Here is a 23,311-nt window from a genome sequence, read left to right on the forward strand (position 1 = left end):
TCGCAACTGCTCATCGGCGCGGGAGCTCTTCACCCAGCGGCACGAGCTCGAGCTGCGCGTCCGGGATCGTCTTCACCTCGGACCAGTCGAGGCCCATGGCGTTGAAGGTCGAAGGATCCGGCACGTGCCGCCGTTTTCCAGCCTCGATCAAATAGATGTCAGGCCCACTACCCTTGAGCAACGCGCCATCCGGAACAGCGAGACCCGGCGCGCCCGCGTCGGGGGGCGGTTCGCCGTGATCGGGCCTCGCGGCGGGGGGCACGATCGCAGCCGCGCTTCTGCCGGCACCGAGCGGCGACAGATGGATGGCCACGATCTCCGAGCAGGTTCGCGGTGGCCCTTCCGCACCCGCGCTGGCGGCGGAGCAATCCGTCCAATTTCCCGCGGCGGTCAGGGTCCGTTGGTGCGCGCTCGGGTCGACGAGGGACGAACCCGAGCTCGGTCCTTCGCTGAGCGAGTCCGAACGTGGGGGCGCAGGCTCGGCCGAGTCCACCGTCAGATCGGGCTCGGAGGAGCGACCGGTCCGGAGCACGAACGCTCCGACGTCAATCGAAGCCACGAGATGCGTAGCGCCGGAGCAGTCTCCCATGAGTGCATCGGCCGACAGCTCCGCCGGCGCCGCGACGTAGCGCCCGACGACTCGAGTGAACACACTCAAGCCGTCCGCGCGCGAGAGCTCCCCTTCGAGCGCTGCAGTCTGCGCCGGCATCCGGCGCTCGAGCTCCGCGGGGCTCGACAGGACCAGGTGGTCAGTCCGCGGTGCCGCCGACTCGAACGCGTACGCTCCCTTTGCGCTGCAATTGGAGAGCACATGAAGTTGGCAGTCTCGAAAGCGAACGACCACCGGGCCCCTGCGTGCGCTCACCTCCATGTCAGCGCGCTGCTCGGCCGGCATGGCCACGCTGAGCTGATCACTGGCTTCGGTCGGCTCTGGACAGTGTCGTCCGACAGTGCCCGGCGGACCGGAGTGCCCGGGCCCCGACGAGGAGTACCCGGGCGCGCCACAGGCGCCGAGGCTGATCAAGAGGCCGAACGTCACGCGTGCCAAACGAGGGCGGGTCATCGAAACCAGAACGCTATCCCAACTCCCTCGGGCCCGACTCGGAAGAAATCGTCCATCCATGACACAGCCGTCGGGTAGCCCGACCCCCACTTTGCAAACCGGGCGCTGGGTGCCAGATTCCGGACGCGCACATCATGGGAACAGCTGCCCTCGCCTCGTTCGACAACAGTTATGCCCGTTTGCCGGAGCGGTTCTTTGCGCGGGTGGCCCCCGCCCGAGTCGCGGCTCCGCGCCTCATCCGGGTCAATCGATCCCTTGCCGCGCGGCTCGGCATGAACGCAGACTGGCTCGAGGCGGGGGCCGGGGCATCGCTATTTTCCGGCAACGAGATCCCGGACGGCGCGGAGCCGATCGCGCTGGCTTACGCCGGCCACCAATTCGGTTCCTTCGTACCGCAGCTGGGTGATGGCCGGGCAGTGCTCCTCGGCGAGGTAATCGGCAGCGACGGAGAGCGACGCGACGTCCAGCTCAAGGGCGCAGGGCGGACGCCCTTCTCGCGCGGGGGGGACGGGCGCGCCGCAATCGGCCCGGTGCTGCGCGAGTACATCGTCAGCGAGGCCATGGCGGCGCTCGGTGTTCGAACCACACGCGCGCTGGCAGCGGTCACGACGGGCGAACGGGTCATGCGCGACGAGGTGCTGCCCGGCGCGATCCTCACGCGAGTGGCGGCCAGCCACATCCGAGTCGGCACGTTCGAGTTCTTTGCCGCGCGCAGCGACCGTGACGCGCTCGTGGCTCTCGCCGCGCACGCAGTCGCACGACACTACCCGGACGCGGTCGGCAGCGGCAACGACGCCCTCGCGCTCCTCGAGCGGGTGATCGACGCCCAGGCCGATCTGGTCGCGAGTTGGCTGGGCGTCGGCTTCGTGCACGGCGTGATGAACACCGACAACACCTCGATCTCCGGCGAGACCCTCGACTACGGTCCGTGCGCGTTTCTGGACGAGTTCAATCCAGACAAGGTCTTCAGCTCGATCGATCACGGCGGTCGCTACGCGTTCTCGAATCAGCCGCGAATTGCCCAGTGGAACCTGGCACGGCTCGCTGAGTCGTTGCTGGAGCTCTTGTCCGACGACGAGGCTTCAGCCGTGCGCATGGCGACGGAGCAGCTGGAGCGCTTTCCCGCGCGTTTCGAGGAGGCCTACGCCCGCGTCCTGCGCGCGAAGCTCGGCCTCGAGCGCGCGGAGCCTGACGACCTCGTGCTCGCCCAGGATCTGCTCGCGCGCCTCGCCTCGGGCGAGGTCGACCACACGGTCTTCTTCCGTCGACTGTGCGCGTCCGCCGCCGATCCCGTCGCCGACGCCGACGTCGTCGCGCTGTTCGCTGAGCCCGCCGCGTTCCGAAGCTGGGCGGAGACGTGGCGAGCTCGACTCAGCCGCGAATCAGGCGACCCCACCGCGCGCGCGGCGTCGATGCGGCTCGCCAACCCTGCCTTCATCCCCCGCAACCATCAGATCCAGGCGGTGATCGACGCGGCAGTCGGCAGCGCCGACCTCCGGCCCTTCGAACAACTCATCGATGTGCTCGCTCGGCCATACGACGACCAGCCCGAGCATGCGCACCTGGCGGAGCCGCCACTCCCCGAAGAGCGGGTGCGTCAGACATTCTGTGGCACCTGATGCGAAGCACCGTTCGAGCTCTCACAGGCGCATCGTGAAGAGCGCGACGGCGAGCCCTCACACCACGACGTCGCCGAGGCCGTAGAGCGCCGCCGCCGTCTTGCCCAGGACCTGTTCGAGCACGTCGCCCCCGAGCCGACTTGCTCGGATGCGACGCAGCTCTCGATCCCAGGCAAACGGCAGGTTCGGAAAATCGGTGCCGTAGAGCACACGTTCGGGGCGCAATGTCAGCAGATCGAGCCGCTCTGGAGCGGGAAAATACCCCGCCGCGACCATCGTGGTGTCGAGCCAGAGATTGTCGAAGCGCTCGAGCAAACGTGCGTAGGCGTCGAACTCGTCCGCGCCAAGGTGCGGAACACACAGGCGCAGGCGGGGGTAGTCGACGAGCACGCGCTCCACCCGCGCCGCAGAGCAGAGCTCGTGCGGATCACAGCGGTAGCCGGGGCTCTTCGGCTCGCGTCCCGCGTGCATGACGAGCGGCAGGTCCCGCTCGGAGCACAGGGCGTAGATCTCGTGTAGCTCCGGCGCATCCGGACCGAAACACTGCACGTGGCAGTGGAGCTTCACTCCGGCGAGGCCAAGACTGAACGCGCGTTCGAGGATGCCTCGCGCGTCCGGTTCACCGGGGAGCACGGTCGCCAGGCCGGTGACCGCAGGTCGCGTTCGACAGAGCTCGACCAACTCGCGGTTCATGCCCTCGGCGATGCCGGGCTTGTGCGCGTAGTGAAGGGCAACGATGCGCTCCACTCCGCGGCTGAGCAGAAAGTCCACGACGTCGGGCGCGTGCAGCTTGTGGCGAATCGGCCAACCGTAGCGGTCGAACCAGCGCCAGATCGCCGCCGACAATGCCGCGCCGAACAGGTGCACATGAGCGTCAGTGACGGGCGGCAGGTCGGTCGGGACCGCGGCGCCCTCCTCATCGTCGAGTGCCGGCAGCGGTGCCGCCAGGTAACCTGCGCCGGAGGCGCTGGCAGGCGTGCTCGCCAGGCACGGCGAGAGCTCGCCGGTCAGCTCCTCGGTCGATCCGGAACGCACCGAACGCAAGCTACACCCGCGTGGCCCGAGGTCTCCAGGCGGTCTTCGACTCGACGTTCAACCCCGCCGGCAGGCCGCCCGAAATAGCGCCGGGGGCTGCCGGCGCCCCGGATCGAATCAGGTGCGAGTCTAGCGCGTGACCGCGGGCGCGGATTGCCCCGTGCCCTTTTCCGAGCCGGTGTCGCGATACGCCAAGAGCACGGCGGCGCACAGCGCCACCAACGCAACCACCATCCCGATCAGCACCGTCCACTTCTTGGTCGCGCGCTGCTGGCTGATCACCCGAATCGACTCGCGAACCTCGCGGTCGACCTCTTCCTCAGTTTCCATCATCCCCTCCAGGGCCGGGAGCACAGCACGGGGACGGCGACGCGCATAGCCGGCGCGGCGGCCGTCACAAGTCGGCGAATCTGCGTCGGATCAGGCGGCGCTTCACCACAAGCCGTCGATCGTCGTCTTCCGCGTCTTGTCGGGAGGATCGGCGTTGCCCGCCCCCTTGCCGCTGCCGCTCGACACACAAGCCCCGTCTTTGAACAGGCAACGCTTGACCTGAGCACACACCGACGAGCGCGCACAATCCGCAGACGACGTGGCAGCGCAGGCGCCGTCCTTCACCGAACATGCGCCCTCGAGCTTGCAGCGGGCGGCCTTCTTGCAGTCCGCACTCGAGATCGCGACGCAGGCCCCGGACTTTTCGCCACACTTGCCGTCCCGCTCGCAAGCGGGCGACGCCTTGCACGACTCGGCGGTCGCAACACAGCGGCCCTCCTTGGCCGTACACCGCGCGTCGCTCTTGCATGCGCTCGAGTCGGCGCAGTCTTTGTCCGCCTCGGCGCCGCAGCGCCCGTCCTTCGCGCTGCACAGCCCCTCGGTCGCGCAAGGGCTGTCTTTCTCGGCCTTGCCGGCGCTGCCGCCAGCGCAGTGAAATCGAGAGACGGCGACGCAGCGTCCGTCGCGGCTCGCGCACAGCCCGTCGCGGCCGCAGGTCTTGGCGCACTCGGCGAAGATCGCCGTCTCGATGTTGACACAGTTGCCCTGGTTGGCGCTGCACATCGAGCGGCTCTTGCAGTCTTCGCTGTTCTTGCAGTCGGCGTCCCCGGCGACCGTGCACTCGTTGGCCTTGGCGCTGCACTTTCCGTGAGCCTTGCAGGGTTCGGATGCCTTGCAGTCCTGATCCGAGGCGACGACACACACGCCAGCTGGGTTCTGGGTGCACTTGCCCTGGCTCGCGCACTCCTTCGCGGTCTTGCAGCGGTCCGCATCGTCGCAGCCCGCCGTGATCGCGAGGCTGAACATCAACATGGGCAGTGGAGTGAGCCGGTGGGAGAACCACATGAAAGCTAGCCTACCTCCTGGAGCCGGGAGCGGAAGCACGTGTTAGACTCCAGCGCATGGATCGCGGCGCGGCCAGTGTGGCGCTGACTCTCGTGATGCTCGGCTGCTCGGGCAGCGACGAGGGCGGCGGCAATCGTGCCTGTCAGGCGGTCGACGTCGCATTCCCGGACTTCACGCCCAGTCAGGCCAAGAATGGCGAAGCGGTGAACATGGCCTTCACCATCAACGAGGGCACACCGAGCACCGACTGCCTGGCTGAGGTCACGCTCGACTGCGGCGGCCAAACGACGAGCTACATCGTCGGCGCGGCATCCACCGGAGGCATCTCCGCCAACCTGGTGCTGCACTGCGATCAGGCGTCGGCCCCGGTGAGCTGCTCGTACAGTTACCAGTACCCGAAGGGCAGCGCGAACCAGGCCGGCTCCGGCAGCGGACCAACCTGCGAGCCGTGAGAGCGGGCCGCAGCGACCCGTCTCGCCGCTGATGTAGTACCCTGCGCACATGGGCGGGATTCGACTTCGCGCGACTGTTTGTCTGGCTGTCATCGTCCTCGTGGCGGGCTGTCGCAAAGAGAGCGACAAGCCCGTCCCCATCCCGGGCGCGACTGCGACGGTCGAGGACTTCGGCGGAGTGAGCCAGGCGTTCGTGTGCCAGCCGGACGGCTCGGCTTGCCAGCCCATGAAACAAGGCGCCAAGCTGGAATCGGCCAGCCTCTGGAAGAGCAGCCCGGGCGCCCACGCGCTGCTGCGCTTCGATCCTGCCACGACGTTGCTGCTCGGTGGGGATACGGAAGTCGCCTTCGACCCGAGCGCACGCTCGCTCGACATCCGTCGCGGCGGCGCAACTTTGGCTCGCGCTGGCGCAGGCTCGAGCGGAAACCTCCGACTGGTCGTGCGTGGCGAAGAGGGCGTGGTCGAAAACGACGCTTTGCTCAGCGTCTCGGTGGACGTTCACGCCGCCGAGTTTGCGGATCTCGCAGTGGACCGCGGGACCTTCAAGCTGGTACGCGCCGCCGAAACGCTGGAGCTCCACGCGGGAGAAATGGCACGCCTCGCCTCCGGGAAGGCGGCCGATCGACGCGCGGCCTGGAGCAGCCGCACGGCCGCTGTACCGCTGGCGATGGAACGAGGCGAGCGGGCCGAGAGCCTCGAGCCGCGGGGCTTGGGCCGCATGACCGCCAGAGTTCCGGGTCAGACGGCGGTCGTCTCGGGCGTGCGACTGGCGTCCCATCACGTGCGAGCGGTAGTCCGTGACGGCTTCGCGCGCACCGAGGTCACGGAGGAGTTCGAGAACGAGACGAGCCAGGTCCTGGAGGGTCGCTACGTGTTTCCGATCCCACCGGGAGCGAGTGTGTCGCGCCTTGCGCTCTGGGTGGGCGACAAACTGATGGAAGGAGAGATCGTCGAGCGCAAGCGCGCGGCGCAGATCTTCAAGGGCATCGTCGACGACACGGTGCGCCCGCGCGACCCGGCGCTCTTGGAATGGGTGTCCGGCGGCGAATTCTCACTCAAGATATTTCCGATCCCGGCCAAGGGCCGGCGCAAGGTGCTCCTGGCGTACGACCAAGCCCTGCCCGCCGATGGGGATCGAAGCCAGTACGTCTACCCACTGTCACTGGGTGCCGACCGCGCCACCAAGATCGACGATTTTTCACTGCGGGTGACCGTCAGCGACACACGACGCCCCCTGTCGGCACCGACGACCCCGGGCTACGCGGCCAAGCTGACGACTGCCGAACGAGTGGTGACAGCGAGCTACGAGGCCAAGGCCTTCACGCCCGCAACGGACTTCGTCGTTGCCTACACCCGGGGCAGTCAAACCGGAGCCGAGCTGTCTGCGTACGTCCCGAAGTGGGGTGAGCTGCATGACCAAGGCTTCGACAGCATGCGGAACGATGCTGGCGGCGGCTTCGTCGCGCTCCGCCTGGGTGTGGACCTGCCCACCGAGGTAGCGACCCCAGCCTGGGTGCGACGCGACCGCATCATTGCCATCGACACGAGTCAGAGCCAGTCGCGCGAGACCCTCGCTGGCGAACGTGCACTAGCCATCGCGCTCCTGCGCCGCATGGGGGATGGCGAGCGTTTTGCGCTCTTGACCTGTGACACGAGCTGTTCTGCTTTCCCCGAGCAGGGGCTGGCACCAGCGACGGAAGACAAGGTCGCCGCTGCCAACGAGTGGCTCGGCAAGGCCGCCGCCCGCGGCGCGTCGGACGTTGCCGGCGCCATCGTGGCCGCCAGCGCTCGGGCCGATGCCGCGGTGCCGGCGCAGCTCGTCTACGTCGGCGACGGCGTGCCGACCGCCGGCGAGCTCAGCGTCGAACGCATCGCCGCCAGGGTGTTGCCCGCGCTTTCGGCAAAGAAGCTGGATCTGCGTCTGCTCGGCGCTGGGCGCTCGCTCGACGAGGTCGTGCTCACCGGGCTCGCTCACGCCGTCAAGGCCAGCTACGAGCCCATCTCGAACGGCGAAGCACTCGAGGAGCGCTTCGAGCACATCGCGAGCGATCTTCGCCGCCCGCTGCTCCTGGACGCGAAGCTCGAGTTGCCACCGGAGATGACGGAGCCCTACCCCAGAGAGCTGCCGAACCTGCGCCTCGGGCGGGAAGTCGTCGTGGTCGCGAAGCTCGCGTCGGCGCCGACCGGCAACGTGAAGCTCAGCGGCACCCTCGATGGCAAGCCGTATCAGCTCGTTGTCCCGATCGAGTGGAGCGAAGCGCCCGAGCGACAGAATCCCCTGGTGCCCCGGCTATGGGCGTCCGCGCGGATCAACCAGCTCGAGGCGGAGACAGCAGACAAGGCACCCAAGGAGCTCATCGAGCTGTCGAAACGTTTTCATGTCATGTCGCGGGCCACGTCACTGCTGGCGCTGGAGAACGCGCAGATGTTTGCGGAGTTCGGGATCCGGCAGAGCGGTGCGAGTCAGAACGCGGAAGCGGGGGCGATACCGTCGTCCGCCAGAGGCTCGTCGCTCAGTGAGCTCGACAGTTTGGAGATGACGTCGGTCGGCGCTCTCGACACCGGGGCGGGCCCAGCCGGAGGCAAGGCCGGCGCATCGAGCGGGGGCCTCGCCGGCATCGGCGTAACCGGAGCCGGGGACGGCTCGGCCAGTTCAAAACCGGTGGGCACCCCCAGCGGCAATGTGTCAGTCGGTGGCGCACAAGTGAGTGGTGGATCGGTCGCGAATGCCGCCCGCATGGTCGCAGGAATGCGGGCAGGGTTCCGCAGGTGTTACCAACGTGGTCTTCAGCTCGACCCGAGCATGGCCGGACGCGTTGTGTTGGTCATCGGTGTCGGTCCCGATGGCAGCGTCGCGTCGGCGAAACCCGGTGGTGTGAGTGGGAATTTGGGCTCGGTGGTGAGCTGCGTGGTTGCCCGCGCCCGGGCCGCTCAATTCGATCCGCCGGAGGGGGGCGGGGCGACGATTAGCATCCCTATCATCTTCAAGCCGGACCCGAGCGGACCTATCGGGCTGCCGAGCCCAAACAGCTTCGTCGGAGGCCCACCGCCCCAAGACACCGCGGTGCACCGCGCCGGGGACGACAAATGGCTAACAGCTGGTGAAGACGCGCTCGAGAAGCTGCGCAAGGACCTGGAGACCAACAAGGACAGCCGGCGCAAACACGACGCCCTGGTGCGTGGGCTGCTCTCCCGGGGACGTTTCGACGAGGCGCTGAAGGCGGCACAACGTTTCGTCGGGCTCGATCCCGACTTGCCAACCGCGCGCGAGCTCCTCTCGTACGCGGCAGCCGCGAGCGGCGATCGCGAGCTGGCGCTCGCGGCGGTAGCGGGGCTCGTCGAGACCAACCCCAAGAGCGCACAGACGCAGGTGCGGGCGGCCCGGGCTTTCGAGGCGGCCGGTGACGAGGCGCGAGCGTGCGCACACTGGCAGTCGCTGGCGGCACTCACACCCAAGAGCGACGAGGCGCTATTCCAAGCGTTGCGCTGCCGGGCGCGAGTGCCTGGCCACAAGGACGCGGCTCTCACGCTGGCAAAGGCCGTCGACCAACCTGGAAAGCTGGTGCAGTCGTTGATCCCTCTCATCGAAGCTGGAAATGTGCCCGCCTACGAAAAGAGTGTCGGCGGAGCGGGTAGCTTCGAGGCCACGCTGGAGTGCGATGGGAAGGCCGAGGACTGCCCGACTGTGATCGTCGTCACTCCCAGCGGAGTCGTGCTGTCGCCCTGGACCCCGGGCGGCTCCCGGTCCAGCCGTTGGTCCGTGGCGTTCACGGGCCTGGGAGCTGGCACCTATCGAACGCTGATCGTTGGCGGAGAGCCCGGCGCCAAGGGCAAGCTCACGCTGCGGGCGCTCGGCGCGACGGGGAAGTTCCCGTTCTCCGGCGGCGTGCGGCAGACCGTGGCGTTCACGGACGTCACGCTGGGACGCCCGTCGCGTTTCGGCTGGGGCTTCGGCATCGCTTCCCTCGATGCGCTTCGGTGAGAGCGCTCGGGCGCCGCTCGCGTAGTGCGACTGACACACATCAACCTGGGCGCACCTGCTCTCATTGCCCGCGTCGCAGCGCCCTGCTACGGGCGGCGGCGCTGCACTGCAAAAGGAGCTCCCATGACTTCTCGTTTCTCGCATTCGTCGCTCTCGGCCCTTGGACTTCTCGCTTTCGCGCTCGCTGGCTGCGGCAGTGAAGGCTCGGGCGGCGGCGGTAGTGGTGCGGGCGGAGTCGGAGCGACCGGCGGCACCGGCGCCGCCGGGGGATTTGGCGGCGGCGGCGTGGGCGGAGTCGGAGCGACCGGTGGCACGGGCGGTGTGAGCGGTGGCACTGGCGGGGCGACGGGTGGCACTGGTGGAGCAGCGGGTGGCGGCGGCGCGGCGGGTAGCGGCGGCGCGGCGGGCAGCGGCGGCGCAACGGGTGGTGCGGCAGGCACGGGCGGGGCGACGGGTGGCACGGGCGGGGCAACTGGTGGCACCGGCGGGGCGACTGGCGGCACCGGTGGTGCAACGGGCGGAACTGGTGGCGCAAGCGGCGGAACCGGTGGCGCAACCGTGACCTCACCCGAGCTCTACTTCTGGGGCGACTTCGACACCCCCGGCAAGGAAAACGTCGGCGCGTACCAGGGCACGACCAAGAGTGTGCTCGCCCTGTCCGGCCTCGCCGGCGGCGACAACATCTACGACGTCGCGCCATCACCGGACGGAACGAAGATCGCAGTCGCAGGCCGCGATACCCCCTCGAGCAACCCGGTCTTGAACGTCTACGCAAAGGACGGCAGCGGCGCACCCACGACCGTGGCGACAGGCAAACCATCCAGCCAGTTCCAAGAGGTCTCGTGGTCGCCGGACGGAAAGTGGATCGCGTTCGCAGCACAGCTCAACGCCGACGTCGCCATGACCCTGTACGTCGTGCCGGCAGCAGGCGGCACGCCGCCCAAGCGGCTGAGTCCAGCCGTCACCAACGCTCAACTCCAGGTGTCGAGCGTGCGCTGGGCGTTCAGCGTCTCGAGCAGCAACGCCTACGTCGCGTACACCGGTGACGTCGTGAACAACGGTGTGAACGGGCTGTGGGTCGTCGACGCTCTGGCCACCACGCCCGCGCCGGTCGAGATCGTCACCCAGACCGAGCTCGGTGGAAGCGCGGGCACCAAGGACGTCCAGGCGTTGCTCGGCTGGGACTCGCTAAATCGCATCTACTTCAAGAGCGATTTCCAGGTGGACGACTCGTTCCAGCTCTATCGCTCGAGCGCAGTCGGCGCGAACCGCGAGCAGGTCCCGGGCACGGCACTCAAGAACGGCGGCGGCGCCGTGAACGCTCAGATCGGTTCGTTCGGCTTCAACGCTGCGGGCACCAAGCTGGCGTTCTCCTCGGACTCGCCGACGGCCGCCTTGTATCAGGTGTTCGTCCTCGACGTGACGCAGACCACGGCAGCTGCGGTGACCAGCATCTCGGCGACACCAGCTAGTGGGACGAGCTATGGCCCCGACTTCTTCTCACCGATCAGCTGGAGCCCCGATGGCAGCAAGCTGGCCGTCGTCGCCGACTGGCCCGGCGCCCCCGGCGCTGCCGACAACGCCTATGGTGCTTGGATCCTGCCGGCATCCGGGACTCCCGCGGCGACCCTGGTGCTCGGCGCCCCGACCTCCACGACGCTGGACGTCGACCAGCTCGCTTTCTCGAAGGACGGGACACGACTGTTCGTGCGAGGTGATCTCGGAACGGACACGCAGAAGGAGCTCTACGTGACGAGCGACTTCACGACTGCGAACCAGACCCCGGCCTCCAAGCTGCTCGAAGCCGCGCCTGCCGGGGGTACCGTTCAATCGATGATCGTTGCTCCGTGATAGAGGGTCACAGCGGGCAGCAAACCAACGGCCTCGGCCTTGCAATCGAGCCGATTCTCTCTACCCTTCGGAGGCATGGGCCGAACGCGATCTCTCCTCGCCATTCTGATCCTCCCGAGCTTCGCCTTTGCCACGAGCGCCTGCGGTAGCAGCGACGACTCGGGCGGCGGTGGGAAGTCCGGCACGGGCGGCACAGGTGGTACGGGCGGCACGGGTGGAACCTCGACTGCGCCACCGGCAGAAGGCCCCATCACCACGCTACCCGCCGGCTGGAACGAGTTCGCACCCGGCGGCGCAACAACCTGCGCCAAGGGTGCCAAATACAAGTTCTGGGTGCGGCCCGGCACCGTGAACCGGGTGGTGGTCGACTTCCGCGGTGGCGGTGCGTGCTGGAACACCCTCACTTGCTCGGTCGGTGACTCGATCTACTCCTCGACCGCCGACGCCGATCCTTGGATGAGCGACGAGACCAAGGCACAGGGCATCTACGACCACAGCCGTGGCGACAATCCCTTCAAGGACTGGCACCACGTTCTCCTCGCCTACTGCACCGGTGATGTGCACTGGGGCGACTCGAAGCAGGTCTACAGCCCCGGCGCGCCGCTAGAGACCAGCATTGAGCACCGCGGCGCAATCAACGCCCAAACCGCGCTCGACTGGGTCTACGAAAACGTCCCTTCCCCCGACAAGGTCATGGTCACCGGTTGCAGTGCTGGAGGATATGGGTCGATCTTCTGGTCCGGCTTCGTGAAGAACCACTACAAGAGTGCGAGCGTCTACCACTTCTCCGACAGTGCGGCCGGCATCATCACCGACACCTTCTTCCAGGAGAGCTTCCCCGCCTGGAACGCCAAGACGACCTTCCCGAGCTTCATCGGGGTGGACCCCGCGACGTTCACCTCGTTGCCCGAGCTGTACGTGGCGATCGGCAAGACGTTCCCGGACATGTTCTACTCACAGTTCAACACCACCTACGACGCGACCCAGCACTCCTATTTCAAGGCGATGGGCGGCGGCGACGAGAACGACTGGTCTCAGAAGATGCAGGCCAATCTCGCGACCATCTCGGCGGCCGGGGGCAACTTCCGCTCGTTCATGGCGGCCGGCTCTCAGCACTGCGTGCTCGGCAACGCGAACTTCTACGACATGGAAGTCGGCGGCACGAAGCTGGTGAGCTGGCTGACCGATGCCGTCCAAGACAAACCCGTCGAGAGCGTGACCTGCAAGACCACGGACTGCGGCGCACCGAAGCCGGCGCAGTGAGGGGCTCGAGCGGCGCTCAGGGCTTCAACACCCTGCTCGACGAATACAACGCCTACGCCCACTCGCTCGCCGCGCGCGTCTGCACTCGGGATCTGCTCGACTCGAATTCCCGCGTGAGCGCTCGTGATGGGGTGCTGGCGATGATGTTCTACGTGGAGGTCTACCTCCGCCTCGCGCGCGAGAAACACCCGGCCGACTACGCGGCGATCATGAAGGACGCCGGGCACGCCGGCTGATCGTGACGGTCTGGAACCGCGCGGAGTACTGGCTGAGAAGGAGCCTGCCTTTTCCAAATCTCGGGATCCACGACGCGCAGTTCGAATCATGGGCCTACGACCCGGAGCGGCTGCGGGAGATCGCGCGCGTTCGTGAGGCGGAGCACACCTGAGCGAACGGACCGACTTGATGTGGAGCGCCCGAACCCGCCGAGGCCTTGCGCGGATCTCAGCGCCCAGCCAGCGCGGCGCGCCCTCCGCCGGCGAGCGCCGGCACGATGGGGCCGTGTTGACAGACGAGGGTCGGGGCGCTTCCCTGAGCGTACGTGCCCAAGCTCCGCTGGATCATCGTGCCCCTCCTCGTGACGCTGATCGTGTCCGCCGTCGTCGCTGCGCCCGTGGCCTTGCTCGCGATCTTCACTGCGCCGACTCAAATCAAGCTCGCCCGTGCTTTTTTGAACTCGCTCGGGGTCTTGCCCACGTAGCGCTTGAAGACGCGCACGAAGGCGTCCTCCGAGGCGTAACCCACTGCCTCCGCGAGCGCTGCTGTGGTCAAGTCGCGAGTCTGCAGGAGATCGGCTGCGGCCGTGACGCGGAAGCGCGCGAGATAACGCGCGGGGGGCTCACCCACGAGTTCAGTGAAGCGCTCGTAGAAGCGCGTGCGAGAGAGGCCCACCTCTGCCGCCAGGGACTCAGCGCTCCACTCTTCTCCGGGGCGCTGGTGGATCAGACCGATCGCTCGACCAACATGCGGGTCACGGATCGCGGCGAACCAGCCATCGGCATCGCCAACCGTCGCCATGCTCTTCTTCATTACTTGCGCGAAAAGCACATCCATCAGACGTGCGCCGACCGCTGCGCTCCCCGGCTCACCCTCGCTGAGCTCTCGGTCGAGCAACGACAACGTATGCGCAAACCAGTCCGCTAGCTCGGCGTCTCCGCGCACGACCACCATCGCAGGCAGGAGCGGCGCGAGCGTCCCGGCGGCGTCGCGCTCGAAGCGAAAGCTCCCGCACAAGAGCGAAGTCTCCGCGCCGCGGCCACCGAAGCGCAAGAACGGGACGCCGGGTCGCTCCGTCGCGATCGAGCGAATGGGCACCGGGTGACGGGCGAGATCAGTCGAGAGCACGTGCCCCGAGCCCTGCGGAAAGAGGACCGTGTCACCGCGTTCGAGCGCGGTGGCGGCAGCGTCACCATCGCGCTGCACGAAACAGCGCCCCTGAGCCACGACGTGGAAGATGGGCTTCGCGGCGCCCGACGTGTGGACCGACCACGGCTCGCTGAGCACCGCGCGCGAAACGACGCTGCTGGCAACGCGCAGGGAGTCGAGGATGTTGGCCAGTGCGTCCATGGCTCGTCGAAGCCCAGTATGCGGCCAGAAATCCGCGACAGATCCGGATTTCTGCCGCGCCGGACGTTTGGGCGGATCTGCGGAACGAACGGGCGGCTGCCGGCGGGGAGTCCGCGGTTACGAAGAGAGTGGGAGCTGTCGTTCCCGAGGAGGTCAGCATGAACCGGAAGACGACGATTGGCATTCTTGGCTGTGTGGGTGTGATGGCCGTCAGTGTGATCGCCGGGTGCGGGTCGGACGACGGCTCGGGATCGAATCCAGGAACCGGCGGTGCTTCGTCGGGCGGCACAGCGGGCGCGACGGGCGGTGCGGCTGGAGCCGGTGGTGCTGCGGGTGCCGCGACCGGCGGCAGCGCAGGCGCCGGCGGAACGACCGCGAGTGTGGAGCTCGCGGCGCTCGTGCGCGGCACCCTCTACACGACCAACCTGACGGAAGCGCAAGCCAAGCACGACGCCATCGCCGCCGGCGGTGAAGCGACGGCCAAGGCTGCGGGAGACATCGGGCACGACGTAGCACTGGGGACGACCCTGCTCGGCACCACGGAAAACGCGTTCATGGGCCTCGACCGCTGGAAGCCGGGCAGCGACCCGGCGTCGTTCTACGGCAACCCGGAGTTCCAGAAGGCGTTCGGCACGCTGTTCTCGGCACCACCGACCCTCGAGCTCTTTGCGAAACAGGACACTTGGCACAGCTGGGGCAGCATCGACGCCGGCGACGGCATCGAGCCGCACTACTACGTGGTCGTGCGCGGTCACCTCGCCAAGGATCCCGCCAGCACTCGACCAGCTCACGACCAACTCGCGGCCGGGGGCGAGGCGCAAGCCAAAGCCGCGGGCGACGTGGCCCACGTCGTGTTTCTGGGCGCCCAAGATCCGCAGGAGTTCCTGGCCATCGATCTCTGGACGACCAAGGACGCAATGACCGCGGTCTATGGCGACCCTGATTTTCAAAAGGCTTTCGGCGCTCTGTTCTCGGCGACCCCAACTCTCGGCGTTTACCAATCAACGAGCTTTCACCAGTGGTGAAACCAGGAAGGCATCAGACATGACGACCCTAGGCAACAACACCAAGTGGACCATTGCTGCCGAGCACCGCGACAGCGTGCGCCGGATCTTGACCGAAGGGCTCGGCCTCGCGTCGAAGCCTGGGCCCAGTCCGGACTTCGACCTCTACGTTCTGGCGGACGGCGGCATGGTCGGCGTCGCATTCGTCGATCGTCCGGCAGCCCTGGACGATTCACAGCAGGCCAAGAGCGCCTGGCTGGAGTTCGCGGTGGATGACGCAGAGCGCCGCACGGATGCGCTGGCCAAGCTCGGAGCCCTGCGCGTCGACTACACGGACAAAGCGCACGCCTATTTTCAGATCCCAGGCGGACCGATCTTCCGACTCAAAGCCAGCGCCTGAGCGCCCCGGTCCTCCGCGGGGCAGTGGCGGACAGAACGCCGCGACCCGCGCAGTAAGGCTGCGCGGGTCGCGGTCTTTTGTTTCAGGCCTCACGAGCTGCGAACTTTTCCGTCGGACTCACCGTCCGACAGCAGCGTCGAGCCCGCCGGCGCCCGCAGGCCGATGGCGAAGCGACCACCCGCGTGCGCCATGTCCGTGAGCGTCTGCAGCTCACGCAGCTTGAAGAGCTCCGGGTTGTCCCGGAGCGCCGCCGCCTGATCGAGCTCGAGGGCGAGGCGCAGCTCGGCCCGCTCGCGCTCGACGTGGGCGTCGTGGTGCGCCTTCTCCAGCGCAAGCTCCAAATCGAGCTTGGCCCGAGCGCGCTCGACGTCGGCCTGACGCCGCGCCCGCTCGATGTCCGCGTCCATCTGCAACATCGCCTGATCCCGCGCAGCATCGGCCTTGATGTGTGCAGACTCGGCGTCCTTCTTGGCGCGGATGATCTCGGCCTCGGCCCGGCGCTCGGTCTCGAGCACCTGATTCATGATCTCCCGGAGGTTGCCCGGGAAGACCAGATCCTTGACGTCGGCGCGCAGGATCGCGACGCCGTACACCGTGGCCGTGGCCCGCACGTCCTCACGCACGGCGTCCGAGATCTCGTTCCGGTCGCTCAAGATGGCGTCCAGCGTACGATTGGCCAAGAACCGCCGCGCCGCGAGCTGCACGTCCTCGTAGATGCGCTCCTCGTAGCCGGCCACGTTGTGGAGCGCGGCCGCCGGATCGACGACCTTGAAGTAGACCAAGAGCGAGACCCGGATGGCGACCTTGTCGGCCGTCAAGATCTCCTGACCTTTCAGCGTGAGCGAACGCTCACGCAGATCGACCAGATCGACCCTGCGCGTGACACGCTGGAAGAGCGGCGTCCGGAGTTTGTGACGGCCCGGCTCGAGCACGCGCGCGAAGGCGCCGTTCTCGTACAAGAGGCCGACGAAGGACTGGGGAATGAAGACCGTGATCATGTTGAGACTCCTGATGAAAGCGAAAGAGAAGAAAGGGAACGGCTCCGGGTCCTACGCACATGAGCAATGTGTCGTACGATTTCGGGTGGACGACGTGACCTGATCTCTTGGAAGGAGACAGTCGCCCCGATTCGCGATCGGCTCGTGGGGCCGAAGCCGTAGTGGGTGAAGTGAAGGAAACTCGTGCGACGAGTAGGGGCCGGAGACCCGAGCGAGAGTCGGACTCGCCCACGCGGACTTGCAAACCGCGCCGGCCACCGGGCCATCGGGTCGGAGTCGGGACGGGCGTCCCGCTTGCCAAGGTGAACCAGAGCGACGGGCGGGAATTGCACCCGCATCCCGAGAGTGGCGCTCTCAGATCCTGCTCGTTGGACGACCGTCGCGAAGAATGGCCAGCGGACGCGGACGCGCTACGGCGTGCACGCCAGCCAGCAGTGCTCGAGGAGAGAGTCGAACTCACACGCCCACGATGGAGCGCCAGGGTCTGAGCCTGGTGCGTCTGCCAGTTCCGCCACTCGAGCAAGAGAGGAAGGCGGAGGTCTCGATCCTCAAACCCGGGGGTTCGCACTGCTTTCGAGGCAGGCCCGATCCCATGACCGGTTCACCTTCCCAATTCGTACGGGGACCAGGACTCGAACCTGGACCTCAGGGCTTCAGAGGCCCGCGTCCTCGCCATTGGACCATCCCCGCATGGAACTACTTCGTGTCTCGGCACGCTCAGATCACGATCAAAAGAGGAGACCGGACACAGGCGCGAGAGCTACTTCCAGTGCGGGACCCGAGGATCGAACTCGGCTGCTCCACGTTGTGAGCGTGGCGTCGTCACCAGACGAACACGTCCCGCGGGCGGGGACCGGGAATCGCACCCGGATCTCGGACTTCAAAGGACCGCGTCCTGGCTGGTTGGACCATCCCCGCGCTCGGCGCCGCCGGCAGGATTCGAACCTGCATCGGCTGGTTTAGAAGACCAGCGTCTTTCCTTTGGACCACGGAGGCGTCTTCTCGTCCGCTCGCCAGGAATCGCACCTGGAAAAGGCCTGCGTATCAGACAGGCTGAGGCCACTAGCCTCACGAGCGGCTGCGTAGGGATCGCCAAGGCGGAGGCGCTCGTTGGCGCCCAGCAGGTTCCGCTACACGATCGCGTCGCTCGCATTCCCCAGCGTTCCCACGGGGATTCGAACCCCGATCTCGAGCTTGAGAAACTCGAATCCTGAACCGTTAGACGATGGGAACGAATTGCGGGCCCGTGACGAATCGAACGCCAGCCGCTGGACTTGGAAACCAGCTGGTCACCACGACCTCGGACCCTCGATGGAGTGGAGCGACCGGGAATTGCACCCGGATCTCTGGTTTGCGACACCAGCATCTTCCTGTTGGACGATCGCCCCGGGGTGACCGACGAGATTCGAACTCGTGCCTGCAGGGCCACGTCCTGCCGTGCAGAAACCGCTACACTACGGCCACAGTGCGTCGAGTTGGAATCGAACCAACACCTCTGGCTCTTCAGACCAGCGCTTCCACCAGGCCAGCTATCGACGCGATGTTTCGCGACCCGTGAGGGAGTTGCACCCTCGTCATCGGTTCGAAAGACCGAGATCCTGACTGCTAGACGAACGGGCCCGTGGAGCCGTCAGTGAGAATCGAACTCACGCGAACCTCATTACGAAAGAGGACCCCGGCCATTGGGATGACGGCGTTGCTCCGGAAGGGGTCGAACCTTCGCCGCTCGGAGTAAGAGTCCGGCATGCCACCACAACACCTCGGAGCAGCTGCACGGGAGGGATTCGAACCCCCGGTAGCGCGGTTAACAGCCGCGTGCCTTTCCTCTTGGCCACCGTGCAAGGAGTCTGGGCGGCAGGAATCGAACCTGCGCTCTCCGGTTCCCGAAACCGGCGCTTTTGCCAGGCTAAGCTACGCCCAGAAATTGCCCGTTTTCCGTCCGGGCCAGACGGGCGACGACTCGGAGCTTGCGCAGGCTTGGGCTTGGGGATGGCCCGCGCAGAAGTCGTCGCCGGGGTTTCGATCAGCTCACGTCTCGCTCACGTCTCGCTCACACCGCTCAGGCTGATCATGAAGTCGCGCTCGGTGGCGCTCTTCACGAACTCCTGAATGGCGCGCGCGAGCGCAGCCGTGACCAGGCCGATGAGCGGCAGGTGCTCGCCGCCCTCGCAGGTGGCTTGCCCCTCGTGATCTTCGGCATCCGCGACGAAGCGTGCGTCCCAGCGCACGAGCCCAAAACTGCCATCGGCAGCCAGGGCCGCGTGCACCAGCGGCTTTTGCTTCGCTCGACACCACTCACTCACGAGCAGCCGGCTCTTCTGGTTGTCGAAACAGTCGACGACCAGATCGGCGCTGACGAGCAGCGTGTCGACGTTCTCACTCGCCAGGCGCACGCCGAACGCCTCCGCCTTCACGCCGTGGAAGTTTGACAGCTGGAGCTTCAACGCTTCAGCCTTGTTCTTACCGACGCTCGGCTTCACGAAGGCCTGTGAGGCGAGGTTCTTCGACTCCACGCGGTCGAAGTCGATGAAGACCAACGTGGCGTTTAAGTTGCGGCACAACACTGCGGAGAGAGAGCCGAGGGCGCCCACACCGCAAAATACGATGCGCATCACCCTCGACCCTACGCCGCCGCCCGCCCACGACCAAAGGGAACCTTCGGACGCAGGTAGACGCGCTTCTGGCCCCGCGGACCATCGAAGCGATCGACCACGAAGTAGTCGAACGCGTCGTGCGAAAGGTTCGCGATGTGGAGGCCACGCAAGCCTCCCGAGCGCACGAGCTCCACCGCGTAACGCCGCACGTCGGAGTCCGACGAGCGGTCGTCGATCGGGTGCGGCGCGTCCGCGCTCATGCCGTTGTACGTGATGTTCAAGATTGCCATGTCATTCCTCCGTGGGTTTGCTGTTGATGCCGGAGGCCAGGCGCAGGAGCGCCGCCCACCAGGGCTCGTCTTCGGTGTCGATGCCGGAGGTGGCGCCGTCTTCCCGGCGAATCATCCCCTTCGGGCTGACCACCGAGAAACACAGCTCCGCTCCGAGGGCCCCTTCGAGGGCCTTCATCGTGGTCTCGTCTTCGCTGGAGAAGGACAGCGGGCCATGCGGGTGGCTGTGCGCCAGCTCCTCGAGCTCCGCACGGTGCTCCCAGATTGCCTCCCAGCGCCGACGTGAGTCGGGCAGAGCGTTCGGGCTCGTCGAGGCGTCGCTAAAGAGCAACGCGCCGCCTCGCCCGATCAGAAAGAACACCTCCCTCGCCATCCCCTACCTCCGCGTGATGTTGAGCTCGTCGTTCTCGTAACCCTCACGGATCACGGACGGCAAACTCTCGAGTGTCACCATACGATCACTTCCGGACAGACAGATGCCAGCATCGATGACCTGCAGGGTTTGCTCGTCGACCACACTGATGAAGCGCTCACCCAGAAATCGATACGTGACCTCCAGCATGCCGTCGCCCAAGACCCGGTACCCGGAGAGCTCGGCGCCCGCCTCGTCCAGTGCCCGATGCGCACGCTCCGCAGGAGTCCGCCCCGCGCGACCGGTCTCCGGCCGACGCCAGCCGTCTGGACCGCTCGAGCCGTGCGGCAACGCCTGACGACCCTCGCTTCGAAGCCAGGCGTCGATGCGTACGCGCTCCAGTCGGCGTTCCTCTTCCAGCTCGCGCAGCAAGCGCTCGGCCCGTTCACGACCGTCCGACGAAAGCGTGCTCACCGCACGCATCGCCTCGCGGGGCGAAATCGCAATCTCCATTCGCGCACCGATCCGAGCCGCGAGCGCGTAGCCAAAGGCCGCGCGAAGCGCCGCGCTCACACCCTTGACGTCATTGATGCCGCGCTCCTCCTCGAGCGCCACTCGGCACGCCTCTTCGGCCTCGGTCTCGAATTCGAGGCTGTCGAACACGAGCTCCCCGCCCGCCGACCGCCGAGCAATGACCGGCGAGAGTACGGGCGGTTCCTCCGCGGGAAGGAGCTCCACTCGCGTGAGGTCCCGGCCCCCGCCGAACAGCCAGCCGCGCGCGAAGTGACCGCGCACGGCTGGCAGAGCGGAGAGGTCCGGTGGTTCAGCGCGGTCGACGGGTGTCGCGACGCGCTGATCGAGCTCGAACTCGTACCACCCGGGCGGCTGCTCCACGTTGATGGAGTAGCGTCGGGTGGCGTCGTGCACGTATCGACCTCCGAAGTACGGGAGCACACACCGAGTCCGCTCGCCCTTGGACAGGAACTTGCGGTAGTCGAGCTTGCTCACGCCGGAAGCTCCAGGAGCGGCGTCGACATCACCCGCTCGACCCAGCCGAATTGTTTCGCCGGGGCAGCGCGGGGTGCTTCGAGCAGTGCCTGGAGCACCCGCGGCACCTGGTACGGATCGTCGAACTGCTCGATGGACACCTCGCTGAACGGCAGCGCCAGCGCTCGGGCGGCTTCGCGCACCGTGTTGCCACGGCTGACCGAGACGTTCACCAGCAGCGCCAGCGCGGCCGGATCGTAACCCGCACGCTGGAAGCTGTCGGCGAAGTTCTGACCCGCCTCACCCGCCTCGTCACCCACGACGATCACCACGAGCTTGGCGTCCCGCGGCACGTTCACTCCGGAGCGACGCAGCGCGTGCACCGCGGAGGAGTGGAGCGTGCCGCCCTCGGCCTTGATGCCGGTCAGCATGTGCTGAACGGCAGCCCGTGACGGCGCCTTCGGGACGAGCACGGTGCCCATCGTGTCGAAGGACGCGATGTGCAGCTTGTCCGGCGGAAAACCGGCCAAGATGCGCGAGAGCGCCTCCTTCGACTGTTCGATGGCGCCTTGCATGGAACCCGACTTGTCGATCAAGAACATGACATGCACGTCGACCTCGCGGGTCGCCGCCGCGACCGCCTGTTTGGCGGCGTTGTCGGCGGCCTCCTCGAGTTTCTCGCGCACTCCCTGATCCCGAACGTTCTTGGCGATGTTCAGCGCCCGCTGATCCGTGGAGGTCTTCACCGCCGCTTCCCAGCGATCGCGGACCTCCGGAACTACGAGCAAGCCCAGGCTCTCGAGCGTGGGGGTCAAGATGCGGAGGTCGCGATCCGACAACGTCGGCAACAAGGTCACCATGATGGCGGGCGTGAGGCCGACATCCGCCGGCAGCCGGCCGAGGACCTCCTTGTACTTCAGCTTCTGCGTCTCGATGGCCTCGCAGATTTCTGCCTCCGAGAGTCCATCGAAGCGCTCGCGCTTCTGGAGCACGAGGCCGTCCATGCCGACCGAGCGGTGACCGCCGGCCGCCTGTTTCTGCTTCCAGCCGAGGATCTCGAAGAACGCGCCGCTCTCCGGCTTGTAGCCGGCCTTGCGAGCGATCTTCTTGATGGTCTCCTTGTAGCCCGCGGCGACCAGGCCTTCGAGCATCGGACGGTTGGCTTCCCGGATGCGCAGCCAGTGATTCGCAGCGCTCTTCCAGCGGCCGAGGGCCGCCTTCTTGGCCGCCGGATCCGAGAATCCCGCGAGGCGGTTCAGCTCGGCGATGTCCGAGGTCTCGAGCAGCTCGGCGACCCGGAGCACGGCCTTCGGCGTCATCATGCGCGCGGACTTCTGCTCGTAGTGGAGCAGCATTGCCTCACCGATACGCCGATAGTCGTCGTCGTAGAAAGCGACGGAGCCATCGTCGTCGTGGACCGGCTGACCCGAGCGCTGCTGCACGAGCATCAACGCGGCGCAGGCCACCTTGAGGTCGCGCCACTCGGTCTCTTTGAGCGCGTAGCTCGCGAAGTGGGCCATGAGATCGACGTTGAGCTGGTATATCTCGAGCAGCCGCGAGTAGAGCGACGACGCCGCCGGAACGAACAGTCCCGACGAGACCGGCGTACCGCCGGCGAGCGCGCGGTTCTTCTTCACGTCACGGCGGGGATACCAGGTGCCAGCCACGTCGACGCCCGGGCGGTTGTGCCAGAGGTGGGCCGACGACGAGAGCACGAGATCGAGGAGCTTCTCGGCCGGACCGAGCTGGCTCTCCGGGAGCGGCGATTGAGTGGTCATGACGATTTTCTCCTGGGTGATCTCGGGAGGATTCCCGAGCTTAAAGAATTCCGCGCCCGAGTGAAGAAGCCATCGATTCGGGTTATTACCGGGTGCCCTACCGTTGGGCGAGAGCTGCATTTTGGCGCAGTTCGGTGGATTCGAACCACCAACATCCAAGGTGCGTGTAGGGCCTCGTCGAACGGGCGCGGGAAAGAAAGGATCGGAGGCCAGTGAAGGCCTCGACGATCCGGGAGAGAAAAGGCCGGAGGCGCGGACGCGCGCTCGACGGCCAGAAGAGAGACAGGCCGGAAGCACAGCTGTGCCTCGACGGCCCGGCGAACCCGAGCGGAGCAGTGCCCAGGTGTCGCCAAAGAGCTTCCCGCGCCCGAGTGAAGAAGCCATGACTGTTGTGTCAGTTCCAATGACTGGTGCCTTACCGTTTGGCTACAAGTGCTCGCGCACTCGGATGGACTCGAACCACCAATTAGTTTGCGTGTAGGGCCTCGTCGGCCGGGCGCGGAAAATCTGTCGGAGTCAGCACCCGAGTGTGGGGGTCATGGGTTTCCCTTGAACGCCATGGAGCGCACTGGCTCCGCGGCGAAATGCGTGTAGGACCCTCACGGCCGGGTGTCTGATTCCTTGGCAAAGACGCGTGGTGTCGAACCACGCACTCGTCGCGAGTGCGCGCCGGCCACTTCTGGCCGGGCCCGGCGCCCTGCAACCCGTCGGCCGCCCGCTTGGGGCGGGCTTGGGGTCGTCA

The 23,311-nt window shown here is 66.9% G+C and carries 21 protein-coding genes and 15 tRNA genes; 9 read left to right on the forward strand and 27 right to left on the reverse strand.

Translation table 11 applies throughout. The features are described from left to right. Nucleotides 1-10: 10 nt before the first annotated feature. Nucleotides 11-1,063, reverse strand: a complete 1,053-nt coding sequence (locus IPI67_30385) for a hypothetical protein (GenBank protein MBK7584498.1) — start codon at nt 1,061-1,063, stop codon at nt 11-13. A 134-nt stretch (nt 1,064-1,197) separates the two neighbouring features. On the opposite strand from IPI67_30385, the gene IPI67_30390 reads away from it, so the two are divergent. After that, entirely contained in the window at nt 1,198-2,682 is a 1,485-nt protein-coding gene (locus tag IPI67_30390) for a YdiU family protein (GenBank protein ID MBK7584499.1), read from the forward strand. A gap of 57 nt (nt 2,683-2,739) precedes the next feature. Here the strand turns inward: IPI67_30390 and IPI67_30395 are convergent, their stop codons facing one another. From IPI67_30395 to IPI67_30405, 3 genes are all read right to left on the reverse strand, one after another. Then, nucleotides 2,740-3,618 (reverse strand): amidohydrolase, encoded by an 879-nt coding sequence (locus tag IPI67_30395; protein MBK7584500.1) that lies wholly within the window; start codon nt 3,616-3,618, stop codon nt 2,740-2,742. A gap of 228 nt (nt 3,619-3,846) precedes the next feature. Next, nucleotides 3,847-4,047, reverse strand: coding sequence for a hypothetical protein (locus IPI67_30400; GenBank protein MBK7584501.1), 201 nt, complete (start codon nt 4,045-4,047; stop codon nt 3,847-3,849). A gap of 102 nt (nt 4,048-4,149) precedes the next feature. Further along, entirely contained in the window at nt 4,150-5,052 is a 903-nt protein-coding gene (locus IPI67_30405) for a hypothetical protein (protein MBK7584502.1), read from the reverse strand. Between the two features lie 56 nt (nt 5,053-5,108). On the opposite strand from IPI67_30405, the gene IPI67_30410 reads away from it, so the two are divergent. From IPI67_30410 to IPI67_30435, 6 genes are all read left to right on the forward strand, one after another. Then, nucleotides 5,109-5,504: a hypothetical protein gene (locus IPI67_30410; protein MBK7584503.1), complete on the forward strand. Its 396-nt coding sequence runs from the start codon at nt 5,109-5,111 to the stop codon at nt 5,502-5,504. Between the two features lie 49 nt (nt 5,505-5,553). After that, on the forward strand, nt 5,554-9,486 hold the full coding sequence (locus tag IPI67_30415) for an AgmX/PglI C-terminal domain-containing protein (protein MBK7584504.1): 3,933 nt from the start codon (nt 5,554-5,556) through the stop codon (nt 9,484-9,486). Nucleotides 9,487-9,609: 123 nt separating this feature from the next. Further along, entirely contained in the window at nt 9,610-11,337 is a 1,728-nt protein-coding gene (locus tag IPI67_30420; protein MBK7584505.1) for a PD40 domain-containing protein, read from the forward strand. A 75-nt stretch (nt 11,338-11,412) separates the two neighbouring features. Then, nucleotides 11,413-12,600, forward strand: coding sequence for a pectinesterase (locus IPI67_30425; GenBank protein ID MBK7584506.1), 1,188 nt, complete (start codon nt 11,413-11,415; stop codon nt 12,598-12,600). Next, nucleotides 12,597-12,836 carry a hypothetical protein gene (locus IPI67_30430; protein ID MBK7584507.1) on the forward strand — a complete coding sequence of 80 codons (240 nt, stop codon included), beginning with the start codon at nt 12,597-12,599 and terminating at the stop codon, nt 12,834-12,836. The genes IPI67_30425 and IPI67_30430 overlap by 4 nt, the downstream gene beginning before the upstream one ends. A 2-nt stretch (nt 12,837-12,838) precedes the next feature. Further along, nucleotides 12,839-12,988 carry a hypothetical protein gene (locus IPI67_30435; protein ID MBK7584508.1) on the forward strand — a complete coding sequence of 50 codons (150 nt, stop codon included), beginning with the start codon at nt 12,839-12,841 and terminating at the stop codon, nt 12,986-12,988. Nucleotides 12,989-13,044: 56 nt separating this feature from the next. Here the strand turns inward: IPI67_30435 and IPI67_30440 are convergent, their stop codons facing one another. Both IPI67_30440 and IPI67_30445 read right to left on the reverse strand, forming a co-directional pair. Further along, nucleotides 13,045-13,236 carry a hypothetical protein gene (locus IPI67_30440; GenBank protein MBK7584509.1) on the reverse strand — a complete coding sequence of 64 codons (192 nt, stop codon included), beginning with the start codon at nt 13,234-13,236 and terminating at the stop codon, nt 13,045-13,047. A 9-nt stretch (nt 13,237-13,245) separates the two neighbouring features. Beyond that, nucleotides 13,246-14,166 carry an AraC family transcriptional regulator gene (locus IPI67_30445; protein MBK7584510.1) on the reverse strand — a complete coding sequence of 307 codons (921 nt, stop codon included), beginning with the start codon at nt 14,164-14,166 and terminating at the stop codon, nt 13,246-13,248. Nucleotides 14,167-14,324: 158 nt separating this feature from the next. On the opposite strand from IPI67_30445, the gene IPI67_30450 reads away from it, so the two are divergent. Both IPI67_30450 and IPI67_30455 read left to right on the forward strand, forming a co-directional pair. Further along, on the forward strand, nt 14,325-15,191 hold the full coding sequence (locus tag IPI67_30450) for a hypothetical protein (protein ID MBK7584511.1): 867 nt from the start codon (nt 14,325-14,327) through the stop codon (nt 15,189-15,191). 19 nt (nt 15,192-15,210) lie between these two features. Then, nucleotides 15,211-15,570: a hypothetical protein gene (locus IPI67_30455; protein ID MBK7584512.1), complete on the forward strand. Its 360-nt coding sequence runs from the start codon at nt 15,211-15,213 to the stop codon at nt 15,568-15,570. 89 nt (nt 15,571-15,659) lie between these two features. On the opposite strand, the gene IPI67_30460 is transcribed toward IPI67_30455, so the two are convergent. From IPI67_30460 to IPI67_30560, 21 genes are all read right to left on the reverse strand, one after another. Continuing rightward, entirely contained in the window at nt 15,660-16,568 is a 909-nt protein-coding gene (locus tag IPI67_30460; GenBank protein ID MBK7584513.1) for a slipin family protein, read from the reverse strand. Between the two features lie 203 nt (nt 16,569-16,771). Next, nucleotides 16,772-16,840, reverse strand: a tRNA-Cys gene (locus IPI67_30465). Between the two features lie 163 nt (nt 16,841-17,003). Beyond that, nucleotides 17,004-17,089 (reverse strand) — tRNA-Leu (locus tag IPI67_30470). A 96-nt stretch (nt 17,090-17,185) separates the two neighbouring features. Next, nucleotides 17,186-17,258 (reverse strand) — tRNA-Gln (locus IPI67_30475). 80 nt (nt 17,259-17,338) lie between these two features. Further along, nucleotides 17,339-17,412: transfer RNA gene (locus tag IPI67_30480), tRNA-Val, on the reverse strand. Between the two features lies 1 nt (nt 17,413). Then, nucleotides 17,414-17,486 (reverse strand) — tRNA-Gln (locus tag IPI67_30485). 6 nt (nt 17,487-17,492) lie between these two features. Next, nucleotides 17,493-17,564, reverse strand: a tRNA-Arg gene (locus IPI67_30490). A gap of 164 nt (nt 17,565-17,728) precedes the next feature. Further along, a tRNA-Glu gene (locus IPI67_30495) sits at nt 17,729-17,801 on the reverse strand. Between the two features lie 84 nt (nt 17,802-17,885). After that, a tRNA-Ala gene (locus IPI67_30500) sits at nt 17,886-17,956 on the reverse strand. 2 nt (nt 17,957-17,958) lie between these two features. Next, nucleotides 17,959-18,032 (reverse strand) — tRNA-His (locus tag IPI67_30505). A gap of 2 nt (nt 18,033-18,034) precedes the next feature. Continuing rightward, nucleotides 18,035-18,107, reverse strand: a tRNA-Phe gene (locus IPI67_30510). A 9-nt stretch (nt 18,108-18,116) separates the two neighbouring features. Beyond that, nucleotides 18,117-18,188: transfer RNA gene (locus IPI67_30515), tRNA-Glu, on the reverse strand. A gap of 2 nt (nt 18,189-18,190) precedes the next feature. Beyond that, nucleotides 18,191-18,263, reverse strand: a tRNA-Thr gene (locus IPI67_30520). A gap of 1 nt (nt 18,264) precedes the next feature. Next, a tRNA-Lys gene (locus IPI67_30525) sits at nt 18,265-18,336 on the reverse strand. A gap of 1 nt (nt 18,337) precedes the next feature. Then, nucleotides 18,338-18,409 (reverse strand) — tRNA-Asn (locus IPI67_30530). Between the two features lie 5 nt (nt 18,410-18,414). Next, a tRNA-Pro gene (locus tag IPI67_30535) sits at nt 18,415-18,489 on the reverse strand. Between the two features lie 118 nt (nt 18,490-18,607). Next, nucleotides 18,608-19,180, reverse strand: a complete 573-nt coding sequence (locus IPI67_30540; GenBank protein MBK7584514.1) for a ThiF family adenylyltransferase — start codon at nt 19,178-19,180, stop codon at nt 18,608-18,610. Nucleotides 19,181-19,191: 11 nt separating this feature from the next. Further along, on the reverse strand, nt 19,192-19,452 hold the full coding sequence (locus IPI67_30545; protein MBK7584515.1) for a hypothetical protein: 261 nt from the start codon (nt 19,450-19,452) through the stop codon (nt 19,192-19,194). Between the two features lies 1 nt (nt 19,453). Then, on the reverse strand, nt 19,454-19,825 hold the full coding sequence (locus IPI67_30550) for a hypothetical protein (GenBank protein MBK7584516.1): 372 nt from the start codon (nt 19,823-19,825) through the stop codon (nt 19,454-19,456). Nucleotides 19,826-19,828: 3 nt separating this feature from the next. Continuing rightward, the gene (locus IPI67_30555; GenBank protein MBK7584517.1) at nt 19,829-20,812 is read right to left on the reverse strand and encodes a hypothetical protein; all 984 of its coding nucleotides are present in this window, start codon (nt 20,810-20,812) and stop codon (nt 19,829-19,831) included. Then, entirely contained in the window at nt 20,809-22,569 is a 1,761-nt protein-coding gene (locus IPI67_30560; protein MBK7584518.1) for a VWA domain-containing protein, read from the reverse strand. The genes IPI67_30555 and IPI67_30560 overlap by 4 nt, the downstream gene beginning before the upstream one ends. Nucleotides 22,570-23,311: the final 742 nt, after the last annotated feature.

It is taken from the genome of Myxococcales bacterium (genome assembly GCA_016706225.1).
Lineage (GTDB): Bacteria > Myxococcota_A > Polyangia > Polyangiales > Polyangiaceae > JADJKB01.